The sequence below is a fragment of the Chryseobacterium balustinum genome (assembly GCF_900168205.1).
GTDB classification, from domain to species: Bacteria; Bacteroidota; Bacteroidia; order Flavobacteriales; family Weeksellaceae; genus Chryseobacterium; species Chryseobacterium balustinum.
The window spans coordinates 183,480-205,214 of the sequence record NZ_FUZE01000005.1; the positions used below are offsets into that span (position 1 = coordinate 183,480).

Below are 21,735 nucleotides of genomic sequence, written 5' to 3' on the forward strand. Positions count from 1 at the left end.
TCAAATCTGAAAGGCATTTTTTGTTTATTGATTTTCTTTCCAAAGGGTGGTGAAAGAAATAAAATCTGCTACACTGAGCTCTTCAGCTCTTTTGTCTAAAAACTCGTGAGTTTTCAATGCTTCAGGAATATTTAAAATTTTCAGAGAATTTGATAGCTTTTTTCTTCTCTGATTAAATCCTGCTTTTACGATTTGTTTAAACAGAACTTCATTTCCTGCAAGACCTTCTTTCGGATTTTTGGTCAGTCTTATTACTCCCGATTTTACTTTCGGAGGTGGATTAAAAACATTTTCATGCACCGTAAAAAGATACTTTACGTCATAGTAAGCCTGGATTAAGACCGATAATATTCCGTAATCTTTTGTTCGGGGAACAGCGGCAGTTCTCTCTGCAACCTCTTTCTGGAACATTCCTACCATCTCAGGGATCTGCTCATAATAATCAATGATTTTAAATAAAATCTGTGAAGAAATATTATAAGGGAAATTTCCAATAATCGCAATCTGCTCATTATTTAATCCTGCGAAGTCATGCTTTAGAAAGTCGCCAACAAAAGAGTCTTCTGTTATTTTTTCGTAATGCTTTTTCAGATATTCGATAGATTCTGTATCGATTTCGGCAAGATGTAATTTTTGCTCTTTTTCAATCAGGTATTTGGTAAGAACTCCCATTCCTGGGCCTACTTCGAGTACGTTTCCGTAGTTTTCAAAGCTCAGTCCTTCTACAATTTTTCTGGCGATATTTTCGTCGGTCAAAAAGTGTTGACCGAGATGTTTTTTTGCTTTTACACTCAAAGTTTTTTATGATTTCGTTAACAATGATTTTCTCTAATTCGTCCCAAATTTCGGAAGATTTTTTCTAATTTAGCCAAAAATTTTAATATTAATGGCTAAATCTGTAGAAGAGTTTAATAAGAAAAGGCTTCGGTCCAGTAATATTACTGTCGTGGTAAGTATCGCTTTAGTGCTGTTTTTGTTGGGGTTAATGGGGCTTATTTTAATCAATGCTCAAAAATATTCCGACTATTTAAAAGAGCAACTTGTTGTAAATGCTTATTTTGAGGAAAATTACGACATCAAAGATTCAGCTAAAATAGCAAAGCAAGAAGCTGTGGCTGTTGAATTAATTAATAAAATGGAAGCGGTAAAACGTACGAAGTATATTACCAAGAAAATGGCTACTGCTGAAGCTAAAAAAAGCTTGGGAATAGACACGGAAGCGCTTTTTGAAGAAGATATTTATCCTGCATCGGTAGAAGTTTCCCTAAAAGCGGGTTATACAGATTCTATTAAAACTGCTAATGTATTAAAAGAACTGAAAGCTATTCCCGGAATAAAAGAGGTGAAAAACGATACCGATTCTCAGAAAATATATGACAATCTGAATAAGATCTTGAAATGGATTTTAGGATTCTGTCTACTATTCTTGATTTTAGCAATTGTATTAATTAATAATTCGATTCGTCTGAAGGTTTTCTCAAAAAGATTTATTATCAAGACCATGCAGTTGGTGGGTGCAAAACGAAGATTTATTTTAACGCCATTCATCAAAGAAGCACTTGTTTTAGGAGTTCTTGGAGCCGTTATCGGTCTTTTGGCACTTTTCGGAGTTTGGTATTATTTTACAACAGCAATCAAAACACCTTTCGTACAAGATACTAATCAGTATATTTGGTTGGTGATTTCTATATTTGGTGTAGGTTTATTCATCACCGTATTAAGTACAATTATTGCAACATGGAGATTCTTAAGATCTAATGTTGACGATTTATATTATTCTTAAAAATGAGCAAAAAAACAAATAAATTTTCGGCATCAGATTTTGGTAACGAAACAAAAGTTTCAGACGAAAATACTTTTTACTTCGGTAAGCAGAATTTTAAATGGATGCTGATTGGTCTTGCGTGTATCGTAGTTGGTTTTCTTCTGATGATGGGACCAGATGCAAATACAGTAGACGGAAAATTGGATCCTAATGTCTGGAACGACGACATTTTTTCAATCAGAAGAATCAGAATTGCGCCGCTTCTTGTGGTGACTGGTTTTGTGATTGAAGTCTACGCAATTTTAAAAAGGAAATAAAATTTTTTACAATAAAGAGTAAGGCATAAAAGATTTGAATATTTATTTGAATCTTTTACTGTTTTTAATCTTTTAATTTTTTTGAATTAAACAAAAATGGATTTAATCAAAGCAATCATTATTGCCATCATAGAAGGTCTTACAGAATATTTACCTATTTCATCAACTGCTCACATGGGTTTTACCGCCAATTTGATGGGCTTGGAAGAAACAGAATTCTTAAAAATGTTTCAGGTTTCCATACAGTTTGGTGCTATTTTATCAGTAGTCGTAGCATATTGGAAGAAGTTTTTTGACTTTAAAAATCTTAAGTTTTATTACAAATTAGGCTTTGCGGTGATTCCAGCTTTGGTTTTAGGATATATTTTTGATGATATGATTGAGGCTGTTCTGGGAAATCAGATTGCCATTTCCTCAGTTTTGGTTTTAGGTGGAGTCGTATTATTGTTTGCCGATAAATGGTTTAAAAATCCGGTTATTAATGACGAGAAAGATATTTCAATAAAAAAAGCAGTGACCATTGGGTTTTGGCAATGTCTTGCGATGATGCCCGGAACGAGTAGAAGTGCAGCTTCCATTATTGGAGGAATGACGCAGGGTTTATCTCGAAAAGCAGCGGCCGAATTTTCTTTCTTTTTGGCGGTGCCTACGATGTTGGCGGTGACGGTTTACTCGGTTTTCGTAAAAACATGGGGTAAAGAAACTGCAAATCCTATGAAAGGTTACGAGATGATTCTAGAATCTCAGGATCACATCATTATTTTCATCGTGGGTAATATTGTAGCATTTATTGTAGCATTAATCGCCATCAAAGCATTTATCGGAGTTTTAAACAAATATGGTTTCAAACCTTGGGGTTGGTATCGTATTTTTGTAGGAGTCGCTTTGTTGATTTATTTTTATTATTTTAAATAAAAAATTACTCATTACCTATTATTTATTGATTTGGGCAGCTATTTCCGTCTTCCACTCCCGCTTTTTTGCCTCCGCTTCGCTCCGGCAAAAAGAGCTCCGTTCAAGCCGGGCTGCAATTTGGTCGTTTACTGAAATATAGGTAATTAATTAAAAAAATACAATCAAAAAACTCTTAAACCCTCCAACTCTAAACACCCTCCAACCCAACAATGACAGCTGAAGAATTACAATCAGGACACATATTTTTATTAGACAAACCTTTGGATTGGACTTCTTTTCAGGCGGTCAATAAAATGAAATATAAACTCAAAAGAGAATTTGATCTTCCAAAAAAGTTTAAAATCGGTCATGCCGGAACTTTAGATCCTAGAGCTACAGGATTACTGATTGTCTGTACAGGAAAGTTCACAAAAAAAATCCCTGAAATACAGGATGCTCCAAAAGAATATTGGACAGAAATAAAAATAGGGGTACAAACCGAATCTTATGACACCGAAAAACCAGAAATTCTTCACCAGGATATTTCAAAGGTAACAGAAGAAGATGTAAAAAATGCTTTAGATAAATTTTTAGGTGAAATAGATCAGAAGCCACCCATTTTTTCTGCAATTAAAATTGACGGAGCAAGAGCCTATAATTTGGCAAGAGCAGGAGAGGAGGTCGAAATGAAATCCAGAAAAACAACGATTCATTACATCAAAGATGTTGAGATCAATTTTCCTTTGTTGAGCTTTACGGTGGGTTGTTCAAAAGGAACGTACATCAGAAGTTTAGCACACGATATTGGTCAGGAATTGACTGTAGGAGCTTATCTTACCCAATTGAGAAGAACAAAAATCGGGGATTACAAAATCGAAGATGGAACCAGCGATTTTTTAGAAAACGAATATAGATTTGAAAATTTATGATTAAAAATTTATTATTGATCTCTGTTTTACTGTTTTCTTTGACAGCATTTTCGCAAGTTGATGATTCCAAGAAGCCTAAGATGGATTTTTATTTTAATCCTTCTTTAAATGTAGGTTTAAACTTAAAAAAAGAAAAGCAACTCCCTAATAATACTCAATATATTCAACAGGATGCAAAACGAAAGCTCAGCTATGGCATTACCGCAATAGGAGGTTATAATTTTCTTCCTAATTTTGCATTGGGAACAGGTCTGAAATATAGTTTTATAGAAGATAATTATCATTTGGTGTATTGGATGATTCAGCCCAAAATTATTTTTAATCCTGGAGATCAGCCTTTTTATATAGATCTTAATTATGGTAAACAGATAAACAATTCTGTAGTTTCAGACTCAGAATTTTGGGGAGCCAGACTTGGTATTCAGGTTTCGTATTCAAAAAGATTAAGTCAGGAAGGCGGGCTTTTTTTTGAAGGTCATAAAGTGGGAAATAATAATCCTTTTTTTATAGGAATAAGTTACGGAATCACAATTTTCAGCAACAAAAATTACACAGTAGAAGGAATAGAATAATGGAAAAAACACGTATTAATAAATATCTTTCAGAAGTTGGTTATTGCTCAAGAAGAGCGGCAGATAAGCTTTTGGAAGAAGGAAGAATAAAAATAAACGGACAGATTCCTGAAATGGGAACAAAAGTTTCAGATGAAGATGTAGTAGAAGTTGACGGAAAACCCATCCGTGAATCTCAGGAAAAGCCAATTTATATTGCCTTCAACAAACCTGTAGGAATCGTTTGTACTACCGATACAAAACGTGAAAAAGATAATATCATTGAGTATATCAATCATCCGCAGAGAATTTTCCCGATCGGGAGATTAGATAAACCAAGTGAAGGTTTGATTTTGTTGACAAGTGATGGTGATATTGTTAACAAAATATTGCGATCTAAAAACAATAACGAAAAAGAATACCTGGTAAGAGTTGACAAACCTATCAACCCAAAGTTTTTGGAAAAAATGCGCAATGGTGTTCCAATTTTAGATACGATAACTAAGAAATGTGAGGTTGAAAAGATTGATGATATGACTTTTCGTATTGTTTTGACTCAAGGTTTAAACCGTCAGATCAGAAGAATGTGCGAATTTTTAGGATATGAAGTGAAAAAACTGAAGCGTATTCGAATCATGAATATCAAACTCGATATTCCTTTAGGAAAATGGAGAGAACTAACTTCTGAGGAGTTTTCTACTCTGAATGACTTGCTGGATGGATCTAGCAAAACTTTTTAACTCATTGTAATTCACCAATAATTCTATCAATATGTGTTTTAACTATTGAATTTATCAATAAAGTTAAAATAGGTTAACAAATTGTTTGTTTGCGTGTGATTAAATTATTAAATTTGTAGTGTTAATGTTGGGAAAATCTTAAAAATGCACAGGTGCTGACTAAGTTTTTCCGGATATTAACAAAAACACAAATTTAATAATTTAATTACACGATGATGAAAAAAATACTTCTATCTAAGGCAGTAGTTTTCTATCTGTTTGTTTTTCAAAACACCTATGCTCAAATAGGGATTGGAACTCAGGTTGTAGAAAATGATTTGCTCCTAAAAACCTCTTCTTCCAATAAGGGAGTCTTAATTCCTAACCTTAACATTCCAAATCTTAATCTAGCCTCACCGGTTACAGCGACTCCTACCCTTGGGTTATTAGCTTATAATACAGCTGCCGGAAAAAAAGGATTTAATTTTTGGGAAGTTAATAAATGGAATGAGCTTGTAGATTCTCAAAACATTTATTCGGTACTTGGTTTAACGGTTTCTTACAGTACATCAAGCTCCTCGGCAGTCGATTTGAGTACGCTTTCCGGAGCATTGATATATGCAGAAAATTCTGTACCAGGTTCAGTATGGACAGAAGTACCCGGTCTTTCTAAAGACATCGCAATTACTCAGACTAATAATACAGTTTTTGTACTTACGGAAGGTATGGTTCAGGCCAATAATACAGATTTGAGCTCTTCTAATACATATACGTATGCCATTGGTATTTTTGTAGATGGTAAACTTGCGGGTGTGCGAAATTATTCTTCCAATTATGGACGCTCCTTTCAATATGATTTCTTTTCGATCAATACTGTGTTCAAAAATCTGACCTTAGGTAATCATACCGTAAAAACGTATGTCACCATGAGGGTCAATAATTACACTAATGCAACCAGCTGGAAGTTTGGGGGTGCAGCCTCCTCTTCTGTGAACGCAGATATGTCTAAGATAAATATGTTTATCAAATTAACCGAAAAATCTTAAAACACAAAACCATGAAAAAAAATTATTTAATATTCCTATTTTTAATATTAGGAATTAATATTCACGCACAGGCTGGTTCGGTAGGGATTGGAACTAGTGCTCCGAATGAATCTGCAATTTTAGATCTCGTAGCTGGAAATAAGGGGTTTATGTTGCCAAAAGTTTCGCTAAACCCCAGCAATGTTTCCGATTATAGCTTCATGGTTGCAAAACCTACAGAATCTTTATTGGTGTACAATACCAATGTAGGTTTTCCCGGTGGAAAAGGTTTGTATTACTGGGATTCGACAAAATGGGTTTTTTATTTTAGTTCAGCTAACATCAACTTACTTTTAGGAATTACTAAATATTATTCTAAAATTTATAATACCGGTGTAGCTACCAGTAATTATCCGGCAGATGCTACGTCAGTTAATTCGTTTGTAAATGGAAGTGTTTTAGCTTCTCCCTGGGTAGAGATTGCAGATCCTTCACCATTCAGCTTTGTAATTGACAGAGCATCAAATAATGCGGTGGTTACTTTTACCGGAATGCTACAATTAAATAATGCATCTTCAAGTAGCGAAAGTGTGACGTACGGTTTGGGAATTTTTATAGATGATAAGTTAATTTCATCAAAATCGGCGACGATGAATGTAGATAATACATGTGCATTCCGAGAGTTTACCATAACAGGTCTTATAAATAATCTCAGCGTAGGTACCCATAATCTAAAGCTTGCGGTGATGAATAGATCGAGTACCACAACCGTAACTATTAATTACGGTCAAAAAGGTGCGAGTTGCAGTAACATCTCCAATGATGAACCAAAAATAAGTGCCATAGTCTTAGTCAATCAACCATTACCTTACTAATCATGAAAAAAATATTTTATATCATTGTTTTAGCGGTTATCCCTCATTTGTTTTTCTCACAAGTTGTGATTACAGACAAAGGCATACCTGCTTTAGATAATACGGCTGTCTTGAAATTAGATTCAGACAAAAAAGGATTTTTGCTTCCAAGAATTCCTTTAACATCAAATATGGATGTTACTACAGTACCAAGTCCTCAAAACGGAAATATCGTTTTTAATACCAATTCTACATCATCTTTACCGCAAACGGTAACGTATTTCGAAGTAGATCGATGGAATTCTTTATATACAAAAGAACAGCTTCAACCCAAATTAGATATCGTGAATATAAGCTCTGTTTCTTCTTCAGCAAGTACGATTATCACCGGTTTTAATCCTGGAGCTATCAATTTAGGATCAGGTACAGCAGGCTGGACTTCTCTGGGAGTAATAGATTCAAAAGCATTTACGAGAGTTAATAATTCCTTTGCTTTTACAGTGGAAGGAATGACCCAGCTTGATGCTTCTTCTAATGAATATTACGAATATGCTATCGGTATTTTTGTTGATGATGTACTTGTTGTAGTTAGAAAATACCATAAACAAAAAGAAAATTTTACATGTTCATGGAATAAATTTATTTTAAATGGAGTGGTTAGTAACCTTTCTATTGGCAATCATTCGATAAAAGTAATGGCGAGAAATATATCTTCAACTTCTAATTTGTCGACACAAAAGATTATCTATGGAGGACAAGCTACAAGATCTGATGGAAGCATTTGTGATAATATGAGTAGTTTTCTAGCGAAAATCACTCTTAATACTACAATTGTAGAGTCCATTAATTAAAGGAATATGATTTTATCATAATTTGTGTTTTTCAACGGATGAGCAATTTGCTCATCTGTTTTTGTTTTTAATATGAGCCTCTTTTGCCTGCTAGATTAATTGAAATAAACATAATTGTGAATCCAAGTTTTTTTTGTAATTTTGCAGTCACTTTTTGTGGATAGGTCTGAAAAGGTAAATTATTATAAATTAATTACTTCCGTATTTTTTAAAACCACATTTATTCAGACCATTAAAAAAGAAGGAATACAAATTTTATTAGAAAATGTCAAAAGAGACAAATTCAGCAGAGGTTTTATTAAACCAAAACGTAGCACCAGAACAATTTGATTGGGATTCTTTCGAATCAGGTCTTGATGCAGATGCTAGAAAAGAAAAAAGTGATCTTGAAGAAATCTATAACGGATCTCTTAGCAGCTTAAATGATAACGACGTTATCACTGGTAAAGTTGTAAGATTAACTGACAAAGAAGCTATCGTAGACATCGACTTCAAATCTGAAGGTGTTATTTCTCTTAACGAATTCCGTTACAACCCAGGCCTAAAAGTAGGTGATGATGTTGAAGTAATGGTAGACAGAAGAGAAGACAAAACAGGTCAGTTACAGTTATCTCACAGAAAAGCTAGAACGCTTAAAGCTTGGGATAGAGTAAACGAGCTTCACGAAACTGGAGAAATCGTTAACGGTTTTGTTAAGTCTAGAACTAAAGGAGGTATGATCGTTGACGTACATGGAATCGAAGCATTCTTACCAGGTTCTCAAATTGATGTTAAGCCAATTAAAGATTACGATCAGTTCGTAGGTAAAACTATGGAGTTCAAAGTTGTGAAAATCAACCCTGAGTTCAAAAACGTAGTTGTATCTCACAAAGCATTGATCGAAGCAGATATCGAAGGTCAGAAAAAAGAAATCATCGCTCAGCTTGAAAAAGGTCAGGTTCTTGAAGGTACTGTTAAGAATATTACTTCTTACGGTGTATTCATTGACTTAGGAGGTGTTGATGGATTGATCCACATTACAGACCTTTCTTGGTCTAGAGTGAACCACCCATCTGAAATCCTAGAAGACGGACAGACTGTAAAAGTTGTTATCCTTGATTTTGATGACGAGAAAACAAGAATCCAATTAGGTATGAAGCAATTAGAAGCTCATCCTTGGGATGCTCTTTCTGCTGACATGAAAGTTGGTGATAAAGTAAAAGGAAAAGTAGTAGTTCTTGCTGACTATGGTGCATTTGTAGAAATCGCTCCAGGTGTAGAAGGATTGATCCACGTTTCTGAAATGTCTTGGTCTACTCACTTGAGAAGCGCTGGAGATTTCGTAAAAGTTGGTGATGAAGTAGAAGCAGAAGTTCTTACTCTTGATAGAGAAGACAGAAAAATATCTTTAGGTATGAAACAATTATCTAAAGATCCATGGGAAAATATCGAAACTAAGTATCCTGTAGGTTCTCAACACGTTGGAACTGTAAGAAACTTTACAAACTTCGGTGTATTCGTAGAATTGGAAGAGGGTATTGATGGATTAATCTATATCTCTGATCTTTCTTGGACTAAGAAAATCAAGCACCCATCTGAGTTCTGTGCAGTTGGTGATAAATTAGATGTTGTAGTTTTAGAATTAGACATCCAAGCTAGAAGATTATCTCTAGGTCACAAACAACTTCAAGAAAACCCTTGGGACAAATTTGAAACTAAATATGCTGAAGGAACTGTACACGCTGGTAAAGCTGTAGAAGTACACGATAAAGGTGCTTCTGTACAATTCGAAGATGCTGAAGTTGAAGCTTTCTGCCCATCAAGATTATTAGAGAAGGAAGACGGATCTAAAATCAAGAAAGGTGAAGATGCTCAGTTTAAAGTAATCGAATTCAACAAAGAATTCAAGAGAGTAGTAGTTTCTCACACAGGTATCTTCAGAGACGAAGAGAAAAAGAATGTGAAAGAATCTTCTAACAGAAATGTATCTTCTTCTTCAAACAACGAAGAAAGATCAACTCTTGGAGACATCGATGCTTTAGCAGAATTGAAAAAGAAAATGGAAGGAGGTAAATAATCCGACGATCATTTTTTATCATAAGAACCACTCGAAAGAGTGGTTTTTTTTTGATTAAATCATAAATTAAATCATTATTAATTGAATTTTATTAAATTAAAACTAATTATTAAAATTTGAATAAATATTAGGTAAAATTATATTAATCATAGAGAGTGGAATTAAATTTTAAATGCTTAAAAAAAGTTTTTTGTCTCGGAAAACCCCAAATAATAGTTGTAAAATAGTTTAAAATGCTATTGAGTGTTAAGTGTGTGGTGTTGGAAATCAATAAGTTATATATGTGATTTGCATTAAATTTAATTTTAAAATATTGATAATTAACTATTTAAATATTGATTAGATTTTAATTGAAAAATGTAATCAATATTTTAATTAATGGTAGTATTAATTGAGAATTAATTATACATTTGCACCTTTAATTATAGAAATGAAAAAAGTAATTCTACCTCTTGTTATTGCAGTTTTCGCAGTAATACCTTCAGTGTCATTTGCCCAGTCAAATGAAGTGTTGATTAAAACGTATATTTCTCAAAATAAGTTAAGGGAATATAAAAAATCAGATCTTAATCAATTTATTATTGATAATGTTGACTCTTCAAAATCATTGAATGGTGATGTTGTTAAAATTCAACAGACTTATAAAGGGCTTCCAGTTTATGGAACAGTAGCTACAGCTTTGATTAAAAATAATATCGTTACTTACTTTAACGATAATTTTATTAAAGATTATACAAGTTCAGTCCCTGCAAATGCTTCTTTAAATAAAAAAGCAGCACTTAGTAAAATAGCAGCTGATCTTGGTAAAAATGAAATTTCAGATCTTCCACTTTTAGATTTCTTTCAGCAAGGGCAAAATAAACATGTTGCCGCAAAACAGAGATTAGTGTATGCTTCTGATGAAAAAGGAAATCTAAAGTTGGCTTACGAATTTTTAGTTCATGAACCAACGACTTCTAATCATTGGAATTATGTTATTGATGCTAATTCAGGAGAAGTAATAAGTAAAATGAATATGAATTTATCATGTAATTTTCATGATGGGGCATATTCTCATGATTCACAAGTTTTAGCTTTGCCTCAAAATAAAGAATATTATTCTTTAAATAACAATAACAATAGTTTGTTATTTAATGCAGACAATGCTTCTTATAACGTGTTTGCTTTACCTGCTGAAGCTCCTACTTTTGCAGCAAGAAGTCTTGTAACTAACCCTTGGATTCTTACATCTTCTCCGGAAGGATGGCATTCTAACGGAACTACACATTATACAACCACAAGAGGAAATAACGTTTATGCATACGATGATAAAGATGCTAACGAAAATACTTTTGGAATTTCACCAGACGGAGGCGCTACTAGAAATTTTAATTTCCCATATGATGCCAATGCAAAAGCAATTAATAATTTGTCAGCTGCTACTACCAATTTATTCTATATCAGTAATAAGGTACACGATATTTTCTATAAATTTGGATTTATAGAATCTGCAAGAAATTTCCAAAGCAATAATTTCGGAAACGGAGGTTTGGATGATGACGAAGTTTTTGCACAATCTCAAGATGGAGGTGGTTATAATAATGCAAACTTTGCCTCTTATCCCGATAATTACAATCCTGTAATGCAAATGTATCTTTGGTTGGGATCAAACAAAGTATTATTCTACAATGCACCTACAGATGCTGTTCCCCGTAATGTAATAGGAGGTCAGGCACAGTTTGGTCCTGGTCTTAATGATGTAGGGATTACAGGAGATGTGAAATTAGCAAGTGTTATAGACGGATGTACTGCATTACCTGCAGGAGAAATGGCTGGCAAAATAGGTTTAATTGAAAGAGGAGGGGCTTCAACCTGTACTTTCTCTTCAAAAGTAAAAAATGCTCAAAATGCAGGAGCTACAGGAGTTATTATTTACAATGCTGCTGCTAATGGTTCTACATTAGGTAATATGGGGGGAACCGATGCCACCGTTACAATTCCATCTATTCTGATTACCAATGCTGAAGGTGAATATATCAAAACAAAGTTAGCTGCAAATACAACTGTGAATGTAGATTTGAGATTAGATACAAAATATGATGGAAGTTTTGATAATGGTATTGTTACTCACGAATATGGTCATGGGATTTCCAATAGATTAACAGGAACTGGATACAATTGTTTGAATTCTGGTGCAGATAAAGAGCAGATGGGGGAAGGTTGGTCAGACTTTTTTGCATTAATGTTGACTACAAAACCGGGTGATAACTCAACAATGGCTAGAGCAATAGGAACTTATGCAAGCGGACAACCAACTACTGGAGGTGGAATAAGACCTGCAAAATATTCTCCAGATTTCACCATTAACGATTATACCTACACAGATACCAATGGGATGGAGTATAATAATGGTCAGGCAATCGTTCCTGATGTTCACTCTATTGGTTTTGTTTGGGCAACGATGTTATGGGATCTAAACTGGGAATATGTAGCAAAATATGGTTATACTGCTGATGTTACTTCAAGCACTACAAGTGGTAGTGCAAGAGTTTTACAGTTGGTAACTGATGCACTAAAATTACAAGGATGTAACCCAACTTTTGTAAATGGAAGAGATGCAATTTTAGCTGCTGAATTGGCAACTACACAAGGTGCAGACAGATGTATGATTTGGAGAACTTTTGCTAAGAGAGGTTTAGGTTTTAATGCTTCTGCAGGATCTAATACTAATATTAATGACCAGGTGCAAGATTTTACTGTTCCGGGTGATTGTTTACTTTCTACAGCAGAAACTGGTGCGGTTAAAAATGTGGGAATTTCAATTTATCCAAACCCTGCTAAAAACGAATTTTATATTAATTTCCCAAGCAATACTCTAGGAAAAGTAGATGTTGAGATTTATGATATGTCTGGAAAATTAATTTCTACAGAGAACAAAATTTCACCAGAATCTAAAAAAGCAATTTCTACAAGTAAATTGATCAACGGAACTTATCTTGTTAAAGTAAAAGGTTTAGGAATCGATACGACTTCAAAAGTTATTATTACTAAATAATAACCTTATTAAGGTTTAATTATATAAGGTCATCTCATTTTTGAGATGATCTTTTTGATTTATTGAAATTAATATACTTTCTTTTATTGTTATCTTAAATATGATTTCATAAAATGTTACTATTTTTATAGAATATTAATAACTAAAATCATGAATTGTATTTTTATTAATAAAATGAAGGCTAAAAATGTGAAAATTTTATTTGCGTTTTTTATTTTGTCTCCTTACGTTTTATTTTCTCAGCAACAGCAAAGATTGATAACCAATTATATTCTTGCAAAACACGCTCACGATTTTAAAAAATCAGATTTAAGAGATTTTCAAATCGATAATATAGATCCATCTGAATCTTTAAAAGGAGAAATTGTAAAAATTCAACAAAAATTCAAAGGATATCCTGTTTACAATGCAGTAGGAACAGCGATAATTAAAGAAGATAAAATTGAATATTTTTCAGATTCTTTTGTGAAAAATTATAATACTGCAACTTCAGAAACAGCAACGCTCAACAAAGAAAAAGCACTTGGGAATATTGCTGTAGCTTTAGGAAAAGAAGAAATAAAAAGCTTTCAAATTCTTGAAAATCCATCTTTGGAATCAGCTCATAAAAACTTTGTAAAACAAAGATTAATGTATGCTGATGTAAATGATAATTTGAGACTTGCCTACGAATTTTCTTTTCAAGAGCCAAAATCTTCAAACTATTGGAATATTTTGGTAGATGCCAATTCAGGAGAAATTATTTCAAAAGACAACCTGAATTTATCCTGTAATTTTCATTCAGATGCTTATTTTGGAGAATCTAGGATTTCAAATAATATAGAATCTGCAAATTTTCAAAAAAACTCTTTATTTAAACTTGCAGATAATGCGAGTTACAATGTTTTTGCATTACCGATTGAAGCTCCTACTTTTGGTAACCGATCCATTGTTTCGAATCCTTGGATTTTAGCTTCTTCGCCAGCAGGATGGCATTCTACAGGAGCAACAAGTTACACAACGACAAGAGGAAATAATGTGTATTCTTACGAAGATACAGCAAACAAAGATGAACCTGGGTTTTCTCCCGATGGAGGTATAAACAGAAATTTTGATTTCCCTTTTTCTATGAACGGAACTCCCTCATCTAACCGAAGTGCTGCTATCACAAATTTGTTTTATATTAATAACAGAGTACATGATATTTTTTATCAGTTCGGATTTACAGAATCTGCAAGAAACTTTCAGCAGAATAATTTCGGTAAAGGTGGACAAGGAAATGATTATGTTTTGGCAGAATCTCAAGATGGAAGGGCTTTAAATAACGCCAATTTTACAACACCTTCCGACGGAAATAGACCTTTGATGCAAATGTATCTTTGGTCTACAGTCAACAGGTATTTCTTTTATAACGCGCCAATTACAGCAATTCCGAGAGTTCCACAAGCAAGTCCTGCTCAATTTGGGCCACTACTTAATGGAACTGGAGTTACAGGTGATGTTGTTCTGGCTTCTACAATTGATGGCTGCTCTGCATTACCTGCAGGATCTTTAACCGGAAAAATAGGATTGATGGAAAGGGGAGGAGCTTCAGGCTGTACATTTGCTTTAAAAGTAAAAAACGCTCAAAATGCAGGTGCTATTGCTGCAATTATTTATAACAATTCTACAGCAATTAATTTTCCTTCTTCAATGGGCGGAACTGATGCTACAATTACAATTCCTTCGGTTCTGATAACAAATGATGAAGGTAAATTTATTAAAACACAAGTCAATAATTCAGTAACAGTGAATGTCACTTTAAAAAGTGATCCCACAACTGCAATTACACCTGATGGAAGCTTTGATAATGGTATTGTAACTCACGAATATGGACACGGAATTTCAAATAGGCTCACAGGAAACGGTTATACCTGTCTTTTAAAATCTGCAAGTAAAGAACAAATGGGTGAAGGTTGGTCAGATTTTTTTGCTTTAATGTTGACCAACAAACCTGGTGATAATGCCAATGTTCCAAGAACTGTAGGAACTTATGCAAGTGGACAGTCTACAACCGGAGCGGGGTTCAGGCCTGCAAAATATTCTCCCGATTTTTCTATTAATAATTACACTTACGGAAAAACAAACGGTATGGAAATCGAGGAAGATGGTGCAATAGTTCCCGATGTACATAGTATAGGTTTTATTTGGGCATCGATGCTTTGGGATCTTCATTGGCAATATGTTGCAAAATATGGGTATTCTTCGGATGTTTTAGCAAATAAAAACAGTGGAAGTGCAAGAGTTTTACAGTTGGTAACAGATGCACTGAAACTGCAAGCTTGCAATCCTACATTTATCGATGGACGGAATGCTATTTTGTCTGCTGAAATGCTGACTACCAAAGGAGAAGACCGATGTATGATCTGGAAGACTTTTGCCAAAAGAGGATTAGGGTTGAATGCTTTGGCTGGAAATAAAATGAATATTAACGATCAAAAAGAAGACTTTTCAATACCTAAAGATTGTACAGATGGAAATTCAAATATTATAATTGATAAAAATCTCATAGCGATTTACCCAAATCCTGCAAAAGATGAATTTTTTATTTACTTAAAAGATTTTACCATCGGAAATCTTCATCTGCAGATTTATGACATGTCCGGAAAACTGATTGTTTCAGAAAACAGATCATCACAAGATTCTAGAATTTCGGTCTCTACAAAGGATTTTGAAAATGGAGTATATGTTGTAAAACTTCAAGGAATAGGAGTTGACATCAGTTCAAGGATAATTGTAAAGAAATAAAACTTAAAAAAATTAATAAATATTGTCACTTCAGATTTCCTGAGGTGATTTTTGTTAATATGCAGTAGTCTTATTTTTAAAATAATATATCGTAACTTTGCCGGCTGCGAAAAAAATTATGAAGAAGAAAAATATTTTAAAAGGAGTATTATTTGTCGGTTTTGGAGCGAGTATTTACGGAATGCTTGCTACATTTGTGAAGATGTCTTACCAAGAAGGCTTTACAACTTCTGAGGTAACAACGGCTCAGTTTGCTTTAGGGATTACAGGTCTTTTAATTCTGAATTTTATTCAGACGATAACATCAAAAAAGAAATTACCATCACCCAGTCGAAAAGAATTCAGAACGCTTTTGATAGCAGGTACTTCTTTAGGTTGTACCAGTCTGTTTTATTATATAGCAGTACAATATATTGCTGTTTCTATTGCGATTGTATTGTTGATGCAGTCGGTGTGGTTTAGTGTAGTGGTAGAAAGTTTTATTACCAAGAAATTTCCGAATGCTAAAAAAGTGGTTGCAACACTAATTGTTTTGTTGGGAACCGTTTTAGCAACAAATCTAATTAATCTTGAGGTAAAATTAGATTGGCATGGCATTTTTTGGGGAGTATTAGCAGCAGCATCTTTTACGATGACCATGTTTACGTCGAATACTTTAGCAACGCATTTACCGGTACTTAGAAAAAGTGTCATTATGTTAACAGGTGGTTCTGTTATTGTTTTGGTATTCCTGTTTTTTGCACAGATTGGGCCGCAGTATTCTGAAGGTTTAAAATCTTTTTATTTAAATTTTACCGAAAATACCGAACATATAAGACCATTTGATTATTCAATATTCTGGACTTATGGATTTATTTTAGCTTTATTCGGAACGATTATTCCTCCGATTTTATTCAATTTAGGGTTTCCAAATACAGGTTTAGGACTGGGGAGCATTATTTCTTCATTAGAACTTCCGGTATCTGTAACGATGGCTTTTGTTCTTTTAGGTGAAAAAGTTATTCTTATCCAATGGATTGGAATTGTACTTATTCTAATGGCAATTGTTTTAATGAATTTACCTTCGAAAAAAGAGAAAGTACTTAATGAGCAGTTATCTTAAAAATGATAATTAAATTATAAATAATACCGAAAACCGTTTCTTTTGAAGCGGTTTTTTTAAATTTATATCTAAAATCAATTTTTCATGAAATATTTTAAAAATGCTGCAGTTGTCATGTTGTTTTCATTAGCGTCTGTTTCTGTATTTTCTCAAATAAAACCTTTAGATGCGATGCTTTCCGACTATCAATATCCTTTTGAGGTTCATTTTAAAGATTTTAATTCTCAAAAACAGAATCTAAAAATGGCGTATATGGATGTAAAACCCAAAAAGTCAAACGGGAAAACCATTATGTTGCTTCATGGGAAAAATTTCAACGGAGCGTATTGGGAAAAAACGGCAAAAGATCTTTCAGATAAAGGCTTCAGAGTGATTATTCCTGATCAGATCGGCTTTGGTAAATCTTCGAAACCTCAAAACTACCAGTTTTCTTTTGCTCAGTTAGCAAGCAATACCAAAGCAATTTTAGATGATTTAAAAATCGACAAAATCATCGTTCTCGGACATTCAATGGGTGGAATGGTCGCAACAAGATTTACTTTAATGTATCCTGAAACTGTTGAAAAATTAATTCTCGAAAACCCAATCGGGTTAGAAGATTATAAAGTTTTAGCGAAATATCAAACCATTGATGAAGCGTATCAGTCTGAATTGAAAAACACAGCAGAAACGTATAAAAATTATCAACTTAAATTCTATTACGACAACAAATGGAAATCAGAATATCAACCTTGGCTCGATCTCATCGCAGGTTGGACGTTGCATAAAGACTATCCTCAAGTTGCCTGGAATGCAGCTTTAACGAGTGATATTATTTTTAATCAACCGGTTGTTTATGAATTTAAAAATATAAAAACACCTACTTTATTGATCATCGGAACAAGAGACAGAACTGCCATTGGAAAAGATCGTGCGCGTAAAGATATTCAACCAACGATGGGGCAGTATCAGGAATTAGGTAAAAAAACACAACAGCAAATTGCAGGATCTAAATTAGTAGAACTTGAAAACGTAGGACATCTTCCACACATCGAAGTTTATGATAAATTCTGGAATGCTTTGTATGATTTTATAAAGTAGGATGATGGGCGATGGAAGTGGGGTGTTGGAAGTTTACAAAATTGAGAATAAACTTTAATAAGATACGGTGAGAATTCAAGAAGTGATAAAAATACTCCTCCTTTGTTAAAAATTCTTTGAATTTTTGATGGGGTGGTTTTAAAGCTTCACTTTTTACTAGCCCCGATTGCAACGATATCCTTTTTCTGAAATGGCCTGAAAAAGGGTTGGCGGAAAAGATATAGTAGAAAGCGGGAAAAAGCTCCTAAAAAATAGGTTTAAAAATAAAAAGAGACCGCTAAAAATTAGCAGTCTCTTTTCGTATGTGTTGTTGTCTGAATTATTTCTTCTTGTAAGCAGCGTCTTTAATTCTCGCTTTTTTACCTCTAAGGTCTCTGAAGTAGTAAATTCTAGATCTTCTAACTTTACCTCTTCTGTCAACTTCGATTTTTTGAAGAGCAGGCATGTTGATAGGGAAAACTCTCTCTACACCTACATCACCAGACATTTTTCTGATTGTGAAAGTTTTTGTAGAACCTGTTCCTCTCAATTGGATCACAGTTCCTTTGAAGAACTGAGTTCTTGTTTTTTGCCCTTCCTTAATTTCGTAATAAACAGTGATTGTATCACCCGCTTTGAATTCAGGGAATTCTTTTTTTGTAATGTACTTGTCTTGTACGTACTTTAATAAATCCATTTTTGTAATAAAAATTTTTTGTCAAGCTAAACAACTTACACGGACTTCGTCAGAGGTTGAATAACAGGCTGCAAATATATGAAATGTTTTTTGAATTTGCCAAACAATTTTATAATAAGAAAATACTTTTTTAAAGGTTCTTTTTTACGAAAAAGTTAACGGTTGCTTATTATTAGGGTCATTTTGAGTTTACAAGTGAAATTTATATTTGCGGGATTTTAAAATTACAGTATTCCAAAACAATCCAATTCTAAAAAAAACTATTATGAGGCATTATTTCTTTTTCTTTTTTTTCGTCGTCCAGCTTGCTTATGCGCAAGCTTTGTTTCCTTACTTACAAAATCCGGCTCACAATTCTATGATTGTCAACTGGAAGACAAGTTCAGACAATGAAACCACGGTTCTTTATGGAAATTCTCCCACGAACCTTAATGTAACGGTAACAGGAACTACCAATATCTTTTCTGATACAGGTTACAATAACAATTACTATTATCACACCGCAAAAATTACAAATCTACAACCCAACACCAAGTATTACTATAAAATAAAAACCGGAGCCAATGAATCTGCGGTTTATAATTTCAGAACACTTCCTCTTCCGGGACAACCTGTAACCCTTGATGGTAAAATAAGGTTCTTGATCATGGGAGACAACCAGATCAAAGCAGAACCGCGATATGATTCTTTGAATTATAAAGCATACAAAAAAATAAAAGAAAAATTTGGACTTACTTCAGATCCTTCTGATAATATCGCCTTGACTTTTATGGTAGGAGATCAGGTAGATGTGGGAACCTTAGATCATTATGAAAATGTTCACTTTAAAAAGAACAGAAAGCTATCACCATATCTTCCGATTCTTACAACAGTAGGAAATCATGAGACATATGGTACTTTAGGAATGAATTCTTACTACGCCCATTTTAATATTGATGAAATTAAATATAAAAATATCACATCTGGTAACGAAAATTATTATGCTCAACAAGCAGGGAATGTTTTGTTTGTAAGTTTAAGTTCAGAACATACAGGTTCTGCACAGCAAACGTGGCTTCAGCAGATTTTGACTGAAGCAAATAATGACCCTACGGTTGACTGGATTATTTCATTAAGCCACAGACCTTATCAGGCAGAGCAATATGTTGGTGATATTTCTACTTGGGTAAGAAACAATGCAGTGCCCCTTTTAGCAGGATCTGATAAATATTTGATGCACGTTGGAGCTCACCATCACCTTTATCACAGAGGACAACTAAAAAACACTCCAAACTACCAGATTATTTCTGGTGGAACGGCTTGGGATCAATATTGGGGAATGTCAACAGAACAAGATTTTGATGATGTACAAAAAACATTAACCGATTGGACGTATCAAATCATTGAAGTTGATGTAGCTAATGGAAAAGTAGATATCGAAAGTTATTCTATTGGAGGGATCTATACACAAAAAGATAATGTGTTGATCGACTCATTCCACCGATATAAAAATAAACCTAAACCACAGAAGCCTGTAATTACAAATACATTTTCGGCTCCTGTAACTTTACCTTTAACATTAAACGGAAGTGCTTTTTCTTCTCCGGCAAACGAACTTTTAAATACGACTCAGTTTTTAATAAGTAAAGCGCCTGATTTCTCGGTCATCGAAAAAGAATTTTACCGAGATTACGAAAACTGGTTCGGAAAAGAAGGTAACGGAAATCCTGATGTTACTAAAAACTTAAATGCAGGTGTTGATATCACAAAAGCCACTTTTGTAGCAAACTCTATTACTAACGGAGTGTATTATGTGAAAACCCGTTACAGAGACAGAAATATGGAGTGGAGTGATTGGAGTGATGTAAAACAGTTTGAAATCACAGGAAGTGTAGTTTCAAATCCTAACCTTGCTTTAAATAAGACAGAATATTTGCAGAATGAAGCAATTATAGCAACTTACAATGACGGGCCGGGAAATCAACAGGATTGGGTAGGGCTTTATAAAAAAGGTCAAAATCCTGCAACGACAATTTCTCAAGGTTTTGTTTATACCAACGGACAAACTTCAGGAGTAGCTACTTTTCCAAATGGTTTAGCAACTAAAGGGCAGTATTTTGTAGGTTTTTTTGCCAATAATGGATATACGGAAATTGCTCCTAGAAAAAACTTTTATGTAGGGCCAAAAGTTGTACTTCAGACAACGGTTGATGCGTATCCTGTTGGAGGAACAGTTGTTGTTAATTTTAATAATGGACCAAATTTAACAAAAGACTGGATCGGAATTTACAAAATGGGACAAGTTCCGGGACCAACTCCGGCTGCAAAATGGAGTTATGTAACAACTGCTTCCGGAACTCTTAATTTTACAGGTCTTCCAAAAGGATATTATTATGCTCAGTATTTTCTTGAAGATGGATATACAACAGTAGGAGAAAAAGTTTTCTTCAAAGTAGGAGATATCGTTACAGATCTTTGGATCAATAAACCAGTGTATACATTGGGTGAAAACATCACCGCTTCATGGACGGATTCTCCGGGAATTATCAAAGACTGGTTAGGAATTTACCCTCAAAGTGTTTCAGTTCCTGATGATCAATTCATTTCATATACTTATTTTGATGGTTTAGCTCAAGGTACAAAAGCCATTATAGGAAATGTAAATGGAGTGCCAACCACAGCAGGTAATTATTATATGGTGATGTTTACCAACGATTCTTACACAGAAGTTTCAAACAGAGTACAGTTTCAGGTTACTGCCGGAACTTTGGGAACTGAGGAAACTAAAAATAAGACCGAGAAAAATGTAGTTATATATCCTAATCCTACAAAACCAGGTCAGCCGACTTTTATTAAAAGTGATTATCCAATTGAAAAGATCGAATTGCTATCTGCTACAGGTCAGCTCTTATATAAATCTGAAAACGTACAAAATCAGCGTTTTTCTTTAGTAAATGAGAATCTTCCAAAAGGCGTTTACTTTGTAAAAGTTCATACGAGAAAATTATTTACTTTAAAATTGATCATAGAATAAAAATATTCACAACTTATTGATAGATAGCGGAACTTGTTTCCGCTATTTTATTTTTAACAATAAAGTAAGCTAAGTTTAAACATAAAAATCTTTTAATGCTTTT

17 protein-coding genes are annotated in these 21,735 nt (G+C 33.8%); 15 read left to right on the plus strand and 2 right to left on the minus strand.

Annotated features, from left to right (window positions below; all coding sequences use genetic code 11):
• Nucleotides 1–24: 24 nt before the first annotated feature.
• On the minus strand, nucleotides 25–795 hold the full coding sequence (rsmA, locus tag B5X64_RS08995; RefSeq protein ID WP_079464907.1) for a 16S rRNA (adenine(1518)-N(6)/adenine(1519)-N(6))-dimethyltransferase RsmA: 771 nt from the start codon (nucleotides 793–795) through the stop codon (nucleotides 25–27).
• Nucleotides 796–886: 91 nt separating this feature from the next.
• Here rsmA and B5X64_RS09000 point away from each other — a divergent pair, with 91 nt between their 5' ends.
• The 14 genes from B5X64_RS09000 (at nucleotide 887) to B5X64_RS09065 (ending at nucleotide 17,943) form a co-directional block, all read left to right on the plus strand.
• Nucleotides 887–1,783 (plus strand): cell division protein FtsX, encoded by an 897-nt coding sequence (locus B5X64_RS09000; protein WP_079464908.1) that lies wholly within the window; start codon nucleotides 887–889, stop codon nucleotides 1,781–1,783.
• A 2-nt stretch (nucleotides 1,784–1,785) separates the two neighbouring features.
• Nucleotides 1,786–2,082, plus strand: a complete 297-nt coding sequence (locus B5X64_RS09005; protein WP_074231623.1) for a DUF3098 domain-containing protein — start codon at nucleotides 1,786–1,788, stop codon at nucleotides 2,080–2,082.
• A 96-nt stretch (nucleotides 2,083–2,178) separates the two neighbouring features.
• Entirely contained in the window at nucleotides 2,179–2,997 is an 819-nt protein-coding gene (locus B5X64_RS09010) for an undecaprenyl-diphosphate phosphatase (protein ID WP_079464909.1), read from the plus strand.
• A gap of 209 nt (nucleotides 2,998–3,206) precedes the next feature.
• Entirely contained in the window at nucleotides 3,207–3,905 is a 699-nt protein-coding gene (truB, locus tag B5X64_RS09015) for a tRNA pseudouridine(55) synthase TruB (RefSeq protein ID WP_079464910.1), read from the plus strand.
• Nucleotides 3,902–4,477 carry a hypothetical protein gene (locus tag B5X64_RS09020; RefSeq protein ID WP_079464911.1) on the plus strand — a complete coding sequence of 192 codons (576 nt, stop codon included), beginning with the start codon at nucleotides 3,902–3,904 and terminating at the stop codon, nucleotides 4,475–4,477. The genes truB and B5X64_RS09020 overlap by 4 nt, the downstream gene beginning before the upstream one ends.
• Complete coding sequence (rluF, locus tag B5X64_RS09025) at nucleotides 4,477–5,196, plus strand: 23S rRNA pseudouridine(2604) synthase RluF (RefSeq protein WP_079464912.1); 720 nt, start codon at nucleotides 4,477–4,479, stop codon at nucleotides 5,194–5,196. Before B5X64_RS09020 ends, rluF begins: the two co-directional genes overlap by 1 nt.
• A gap of 215 nt (nucleotides 5,197–5,411) precedes the next feature.
• Nucleotides 5,412–6,221 (plus strand): hypothetical protein, encoded by an 810-nt coding sequence (locus B5X64_RS09030; protein WP_079464913.1) that lies wholly within the window; start codon nucleotides 5,412–5,414, stop codon nucleotides 6,219–6,221.
• An 11-nt stretch (nucleotides 6,222–6,232) separates the two neighbouring features.
• On the plus strand, nucleotides 6,233–7,075 hold the full coding sequence (locus B5X64_RS09035; RefSeq protein WP_079464914.1) for a hypothetical protein: 843 nt from the start codon (nucleotides 6,233–6,235) through the stop codon (nucleotides 7,073–7,075).
• A gap of 2 nt (nucleotides 7,076–7,077) precedes the next feature.
• Nucleotides 7,078–7,905, plus strand: coding sequence for a hypothetical protein (locus tag B5X64_RS09040; protein WP_079464915.1), 828 nt, complete (start codon nucleotides 7,078–7,080; stop codon nucleotides 7,903–7,905).
• Nucleotides 7,906–8,170: 265 nt separating this feature from the next.
• Nucleotides 8,171–9,961, plus strand: coding sequence for a 30S ribosomal protein S1 (gene rpsA / locus B5X64_RS09045; protein WP_076562239.1), 1,791 nt, complete (start codon nucleotides 8,171–8,173; stop codon nucleotides 9,959–9,961).
• A gap of 430 nt (nucleotides 9,962–10,391) precedes the next feature.
• Nucleotides 10,392–12,995 (plus strand): T9SS-dependent M36 family metallopeptidase, encoded by a 2,604-nt coding sequence (locus tag B5X64_RS09050; RefSeq protein ID WP_079464916.1) that lies wholly within the window; start codon nucleotides 10,392–10,394, stop codon nucleotides 12,993–12,995.
• A gap of 150 nt (nucleotides 12,996–13,145) precedes the next feature.
• Nucleotides 13,146–15,761, plus strand: coding sequence for a T9SS-dependent M36 family metallopeptidase (locus tag B5X64_RS09055; protein ID WP_079464917.1), 2,616 nt, complete (start codon nucleotides 13,146–13,148; stop codon nucleotides 15,759–15,761).
• Nucleotides 15,762–15,879: 118 nt separating this feature from the next.
• Nucleotides 15,880–16,863, plus strand: coding sequence for an EamA family transporter (locus tag B5X64_RS09060; protein ID WP_079464918.1), 984 nt, complete (start codon nucleotides 15,880–15,882; stop codon nucleotides 16,861–16,863).
• Between the two features lie 84 nt (nucleotides 16,864–16,947).
• On the plus strand, nucleotides 16,948–17,943 hold the full coding sequence (locus B5X64_RS09065; protein ID WP_079464919.1) for an alpha/beta fold hydrolase: 996 nt from the start codon (nucleotides 16,948–16,950) through the stop codon (nucleotides 17,941–17,943).
• A 319-nt stretch (nucleotides 17,944–18,262) separates the two neighbouring features.
• Here the strand turns inward: B5X64_RS09065 and rplS are convergent, their stop codons facing one another.
• Nucleotides 18,263–18,619, minus strand: a complete 357-nt coding sequence (rplS, locus tag B5X64_RS09070; protein WP_007846341.1) for a 50S ribosomal protein L19 — start codon at nucleotides 18,617–18,619, stop codon at nucleotides 18,263–18,265.
• 265 nt (nucleotides 18,620–18,884) lie between these two features.
• On the opposite strand from rplS, the gene B5X64_RS09075 reads away from it, so the two are divergent.
• Entirely contained in the window at nucleotides 18,885–21,632 is a 2,748-nt protein-coding gene (locus B5X64_RS09075) for a fibronectin type III domain-containing protein (protein ID WP_079464940.1), read from the plus strand.
• Nucleotides 21,633–21,735 lie beyond the last annotated feature (103 nt).

What these genes read in the sequence shown, in the direction of transcription:
- B5X64_RS09075 (WP_079464940.1), top strand. Translation starts at nt 18,885, where the DNA reads ATGAGGCATTATTTCTTTTTCTTTTTTTTCGTCGTCCAGCTTGCTTAT.
- B5X64_RS09005 (WP_074231623.1), top strand. Translation starts at nt 1,786, where the DNA reads ATGAGCAAAAAAACAAATAAATTTTCGGCATCAGATTTTGGTAACGAA.
- B5X64_RS09055 (WP_079464917.1), top strand. Translation starts at nt 13,146, where the DNA reads ATGAATTGTATTTTTATTAATAAAATGAAGGCTAAAAATGTGAAAATT.
- truB (WP_079464910.1), top strand. Translation starts at nt 3,207, where the DNA reads ATGACAGCTGAAGAATTACAATCAGGACACATATTTTTATTAGACAAA.
- B5X64_RS09060 (WP_079464918.1), top strand. Translation starts at nt 15,880, where the DNA reads ATGAAGAAGAAAAATATTTTAAAAGGAGTATTATTTGTCGGTTTTGGA.
- rplS (WP_007846341.1), bottom strand. Translation starts at nt 18,619, where the DNA reads ATGGATTTATTAAAGTACGTACAAGACAAGTACATTACAAAAAAAGAA.
- B5X64_RS09035 (WP_079464914.1), top strand. Translation starts at nt 6,233, where the DNA reads ATGAAAAAAAATTATTTAATATTCCTATTTTTAATATTAGGAATTAAT.
- B5X64_RS09040 (WP_079464915.1), top strand. Translation starts at nt 7,078, where the DNA reads ATGAAAAAAATATTTTATATCATTGTTTTAGCGGTTATCCCTCATTTG.
- B5X64_RS09020 (WP_079464911.1), top strand. Translation starts at nt 3,902, where the DNA reads ATGATTAAAAATTTATTATTGATCTCTGTTTTACTGTTTTCTTTGACA.
- B5X64_RS09030 (WP_079464913.1), top strand. Translation starts at nt 5,412, where the DNA reads ATGAAAAAAATACTTCTATCTAAGGCAGTAGTTTTCTATCTGTTTGTT.
- B5X64_RS09000 (WP_079464908.1), top strand. Translation starts at nt 887, where the DNA reads ATGGCTAAATCTGTAGAAGAGTTTAATAAGAAAAGGCTTCGGTCCAGT.
- B5X64_RS09065 (WP_079464919.1), top strand. Translation starts at nt 16,948, where the DNA reads ATGAAATATTTTAAAAATGCTGCAGTTGTCATGTTGTTTTCATTAGCG.
- rpsA (WP_076562239.1), top strand. Translation starts at nt 8,171, where the DNA reads ATGTCAAAAGAGACAAATTCAGCAGAGGTTTTATTAAACCAAAACGTA.
- B5X64_RS09010 (WP_079464909.1), top strand. Translation starts at nt 2,179, where the DNA reads ATGGATTTAATCAAAGCAATCATTATTGCCATCATAGAAGGTCTTACA.
- rluF (WP_079464912.1), top strand. Translation starts at nt 4,477, where the DNA reads ATGGAAAAAACACGTATTAATAAATATCTTTCAGAAGTTGGTTATTGC.
- B5X64_RS09050 (WP_079464916.1), top strand. Translation starts at nt 10,392, where the DNA reads ATGAAAAAAGTAATTCTACCTCTTGTTATTGCAGTTTTCGCAGTAATA.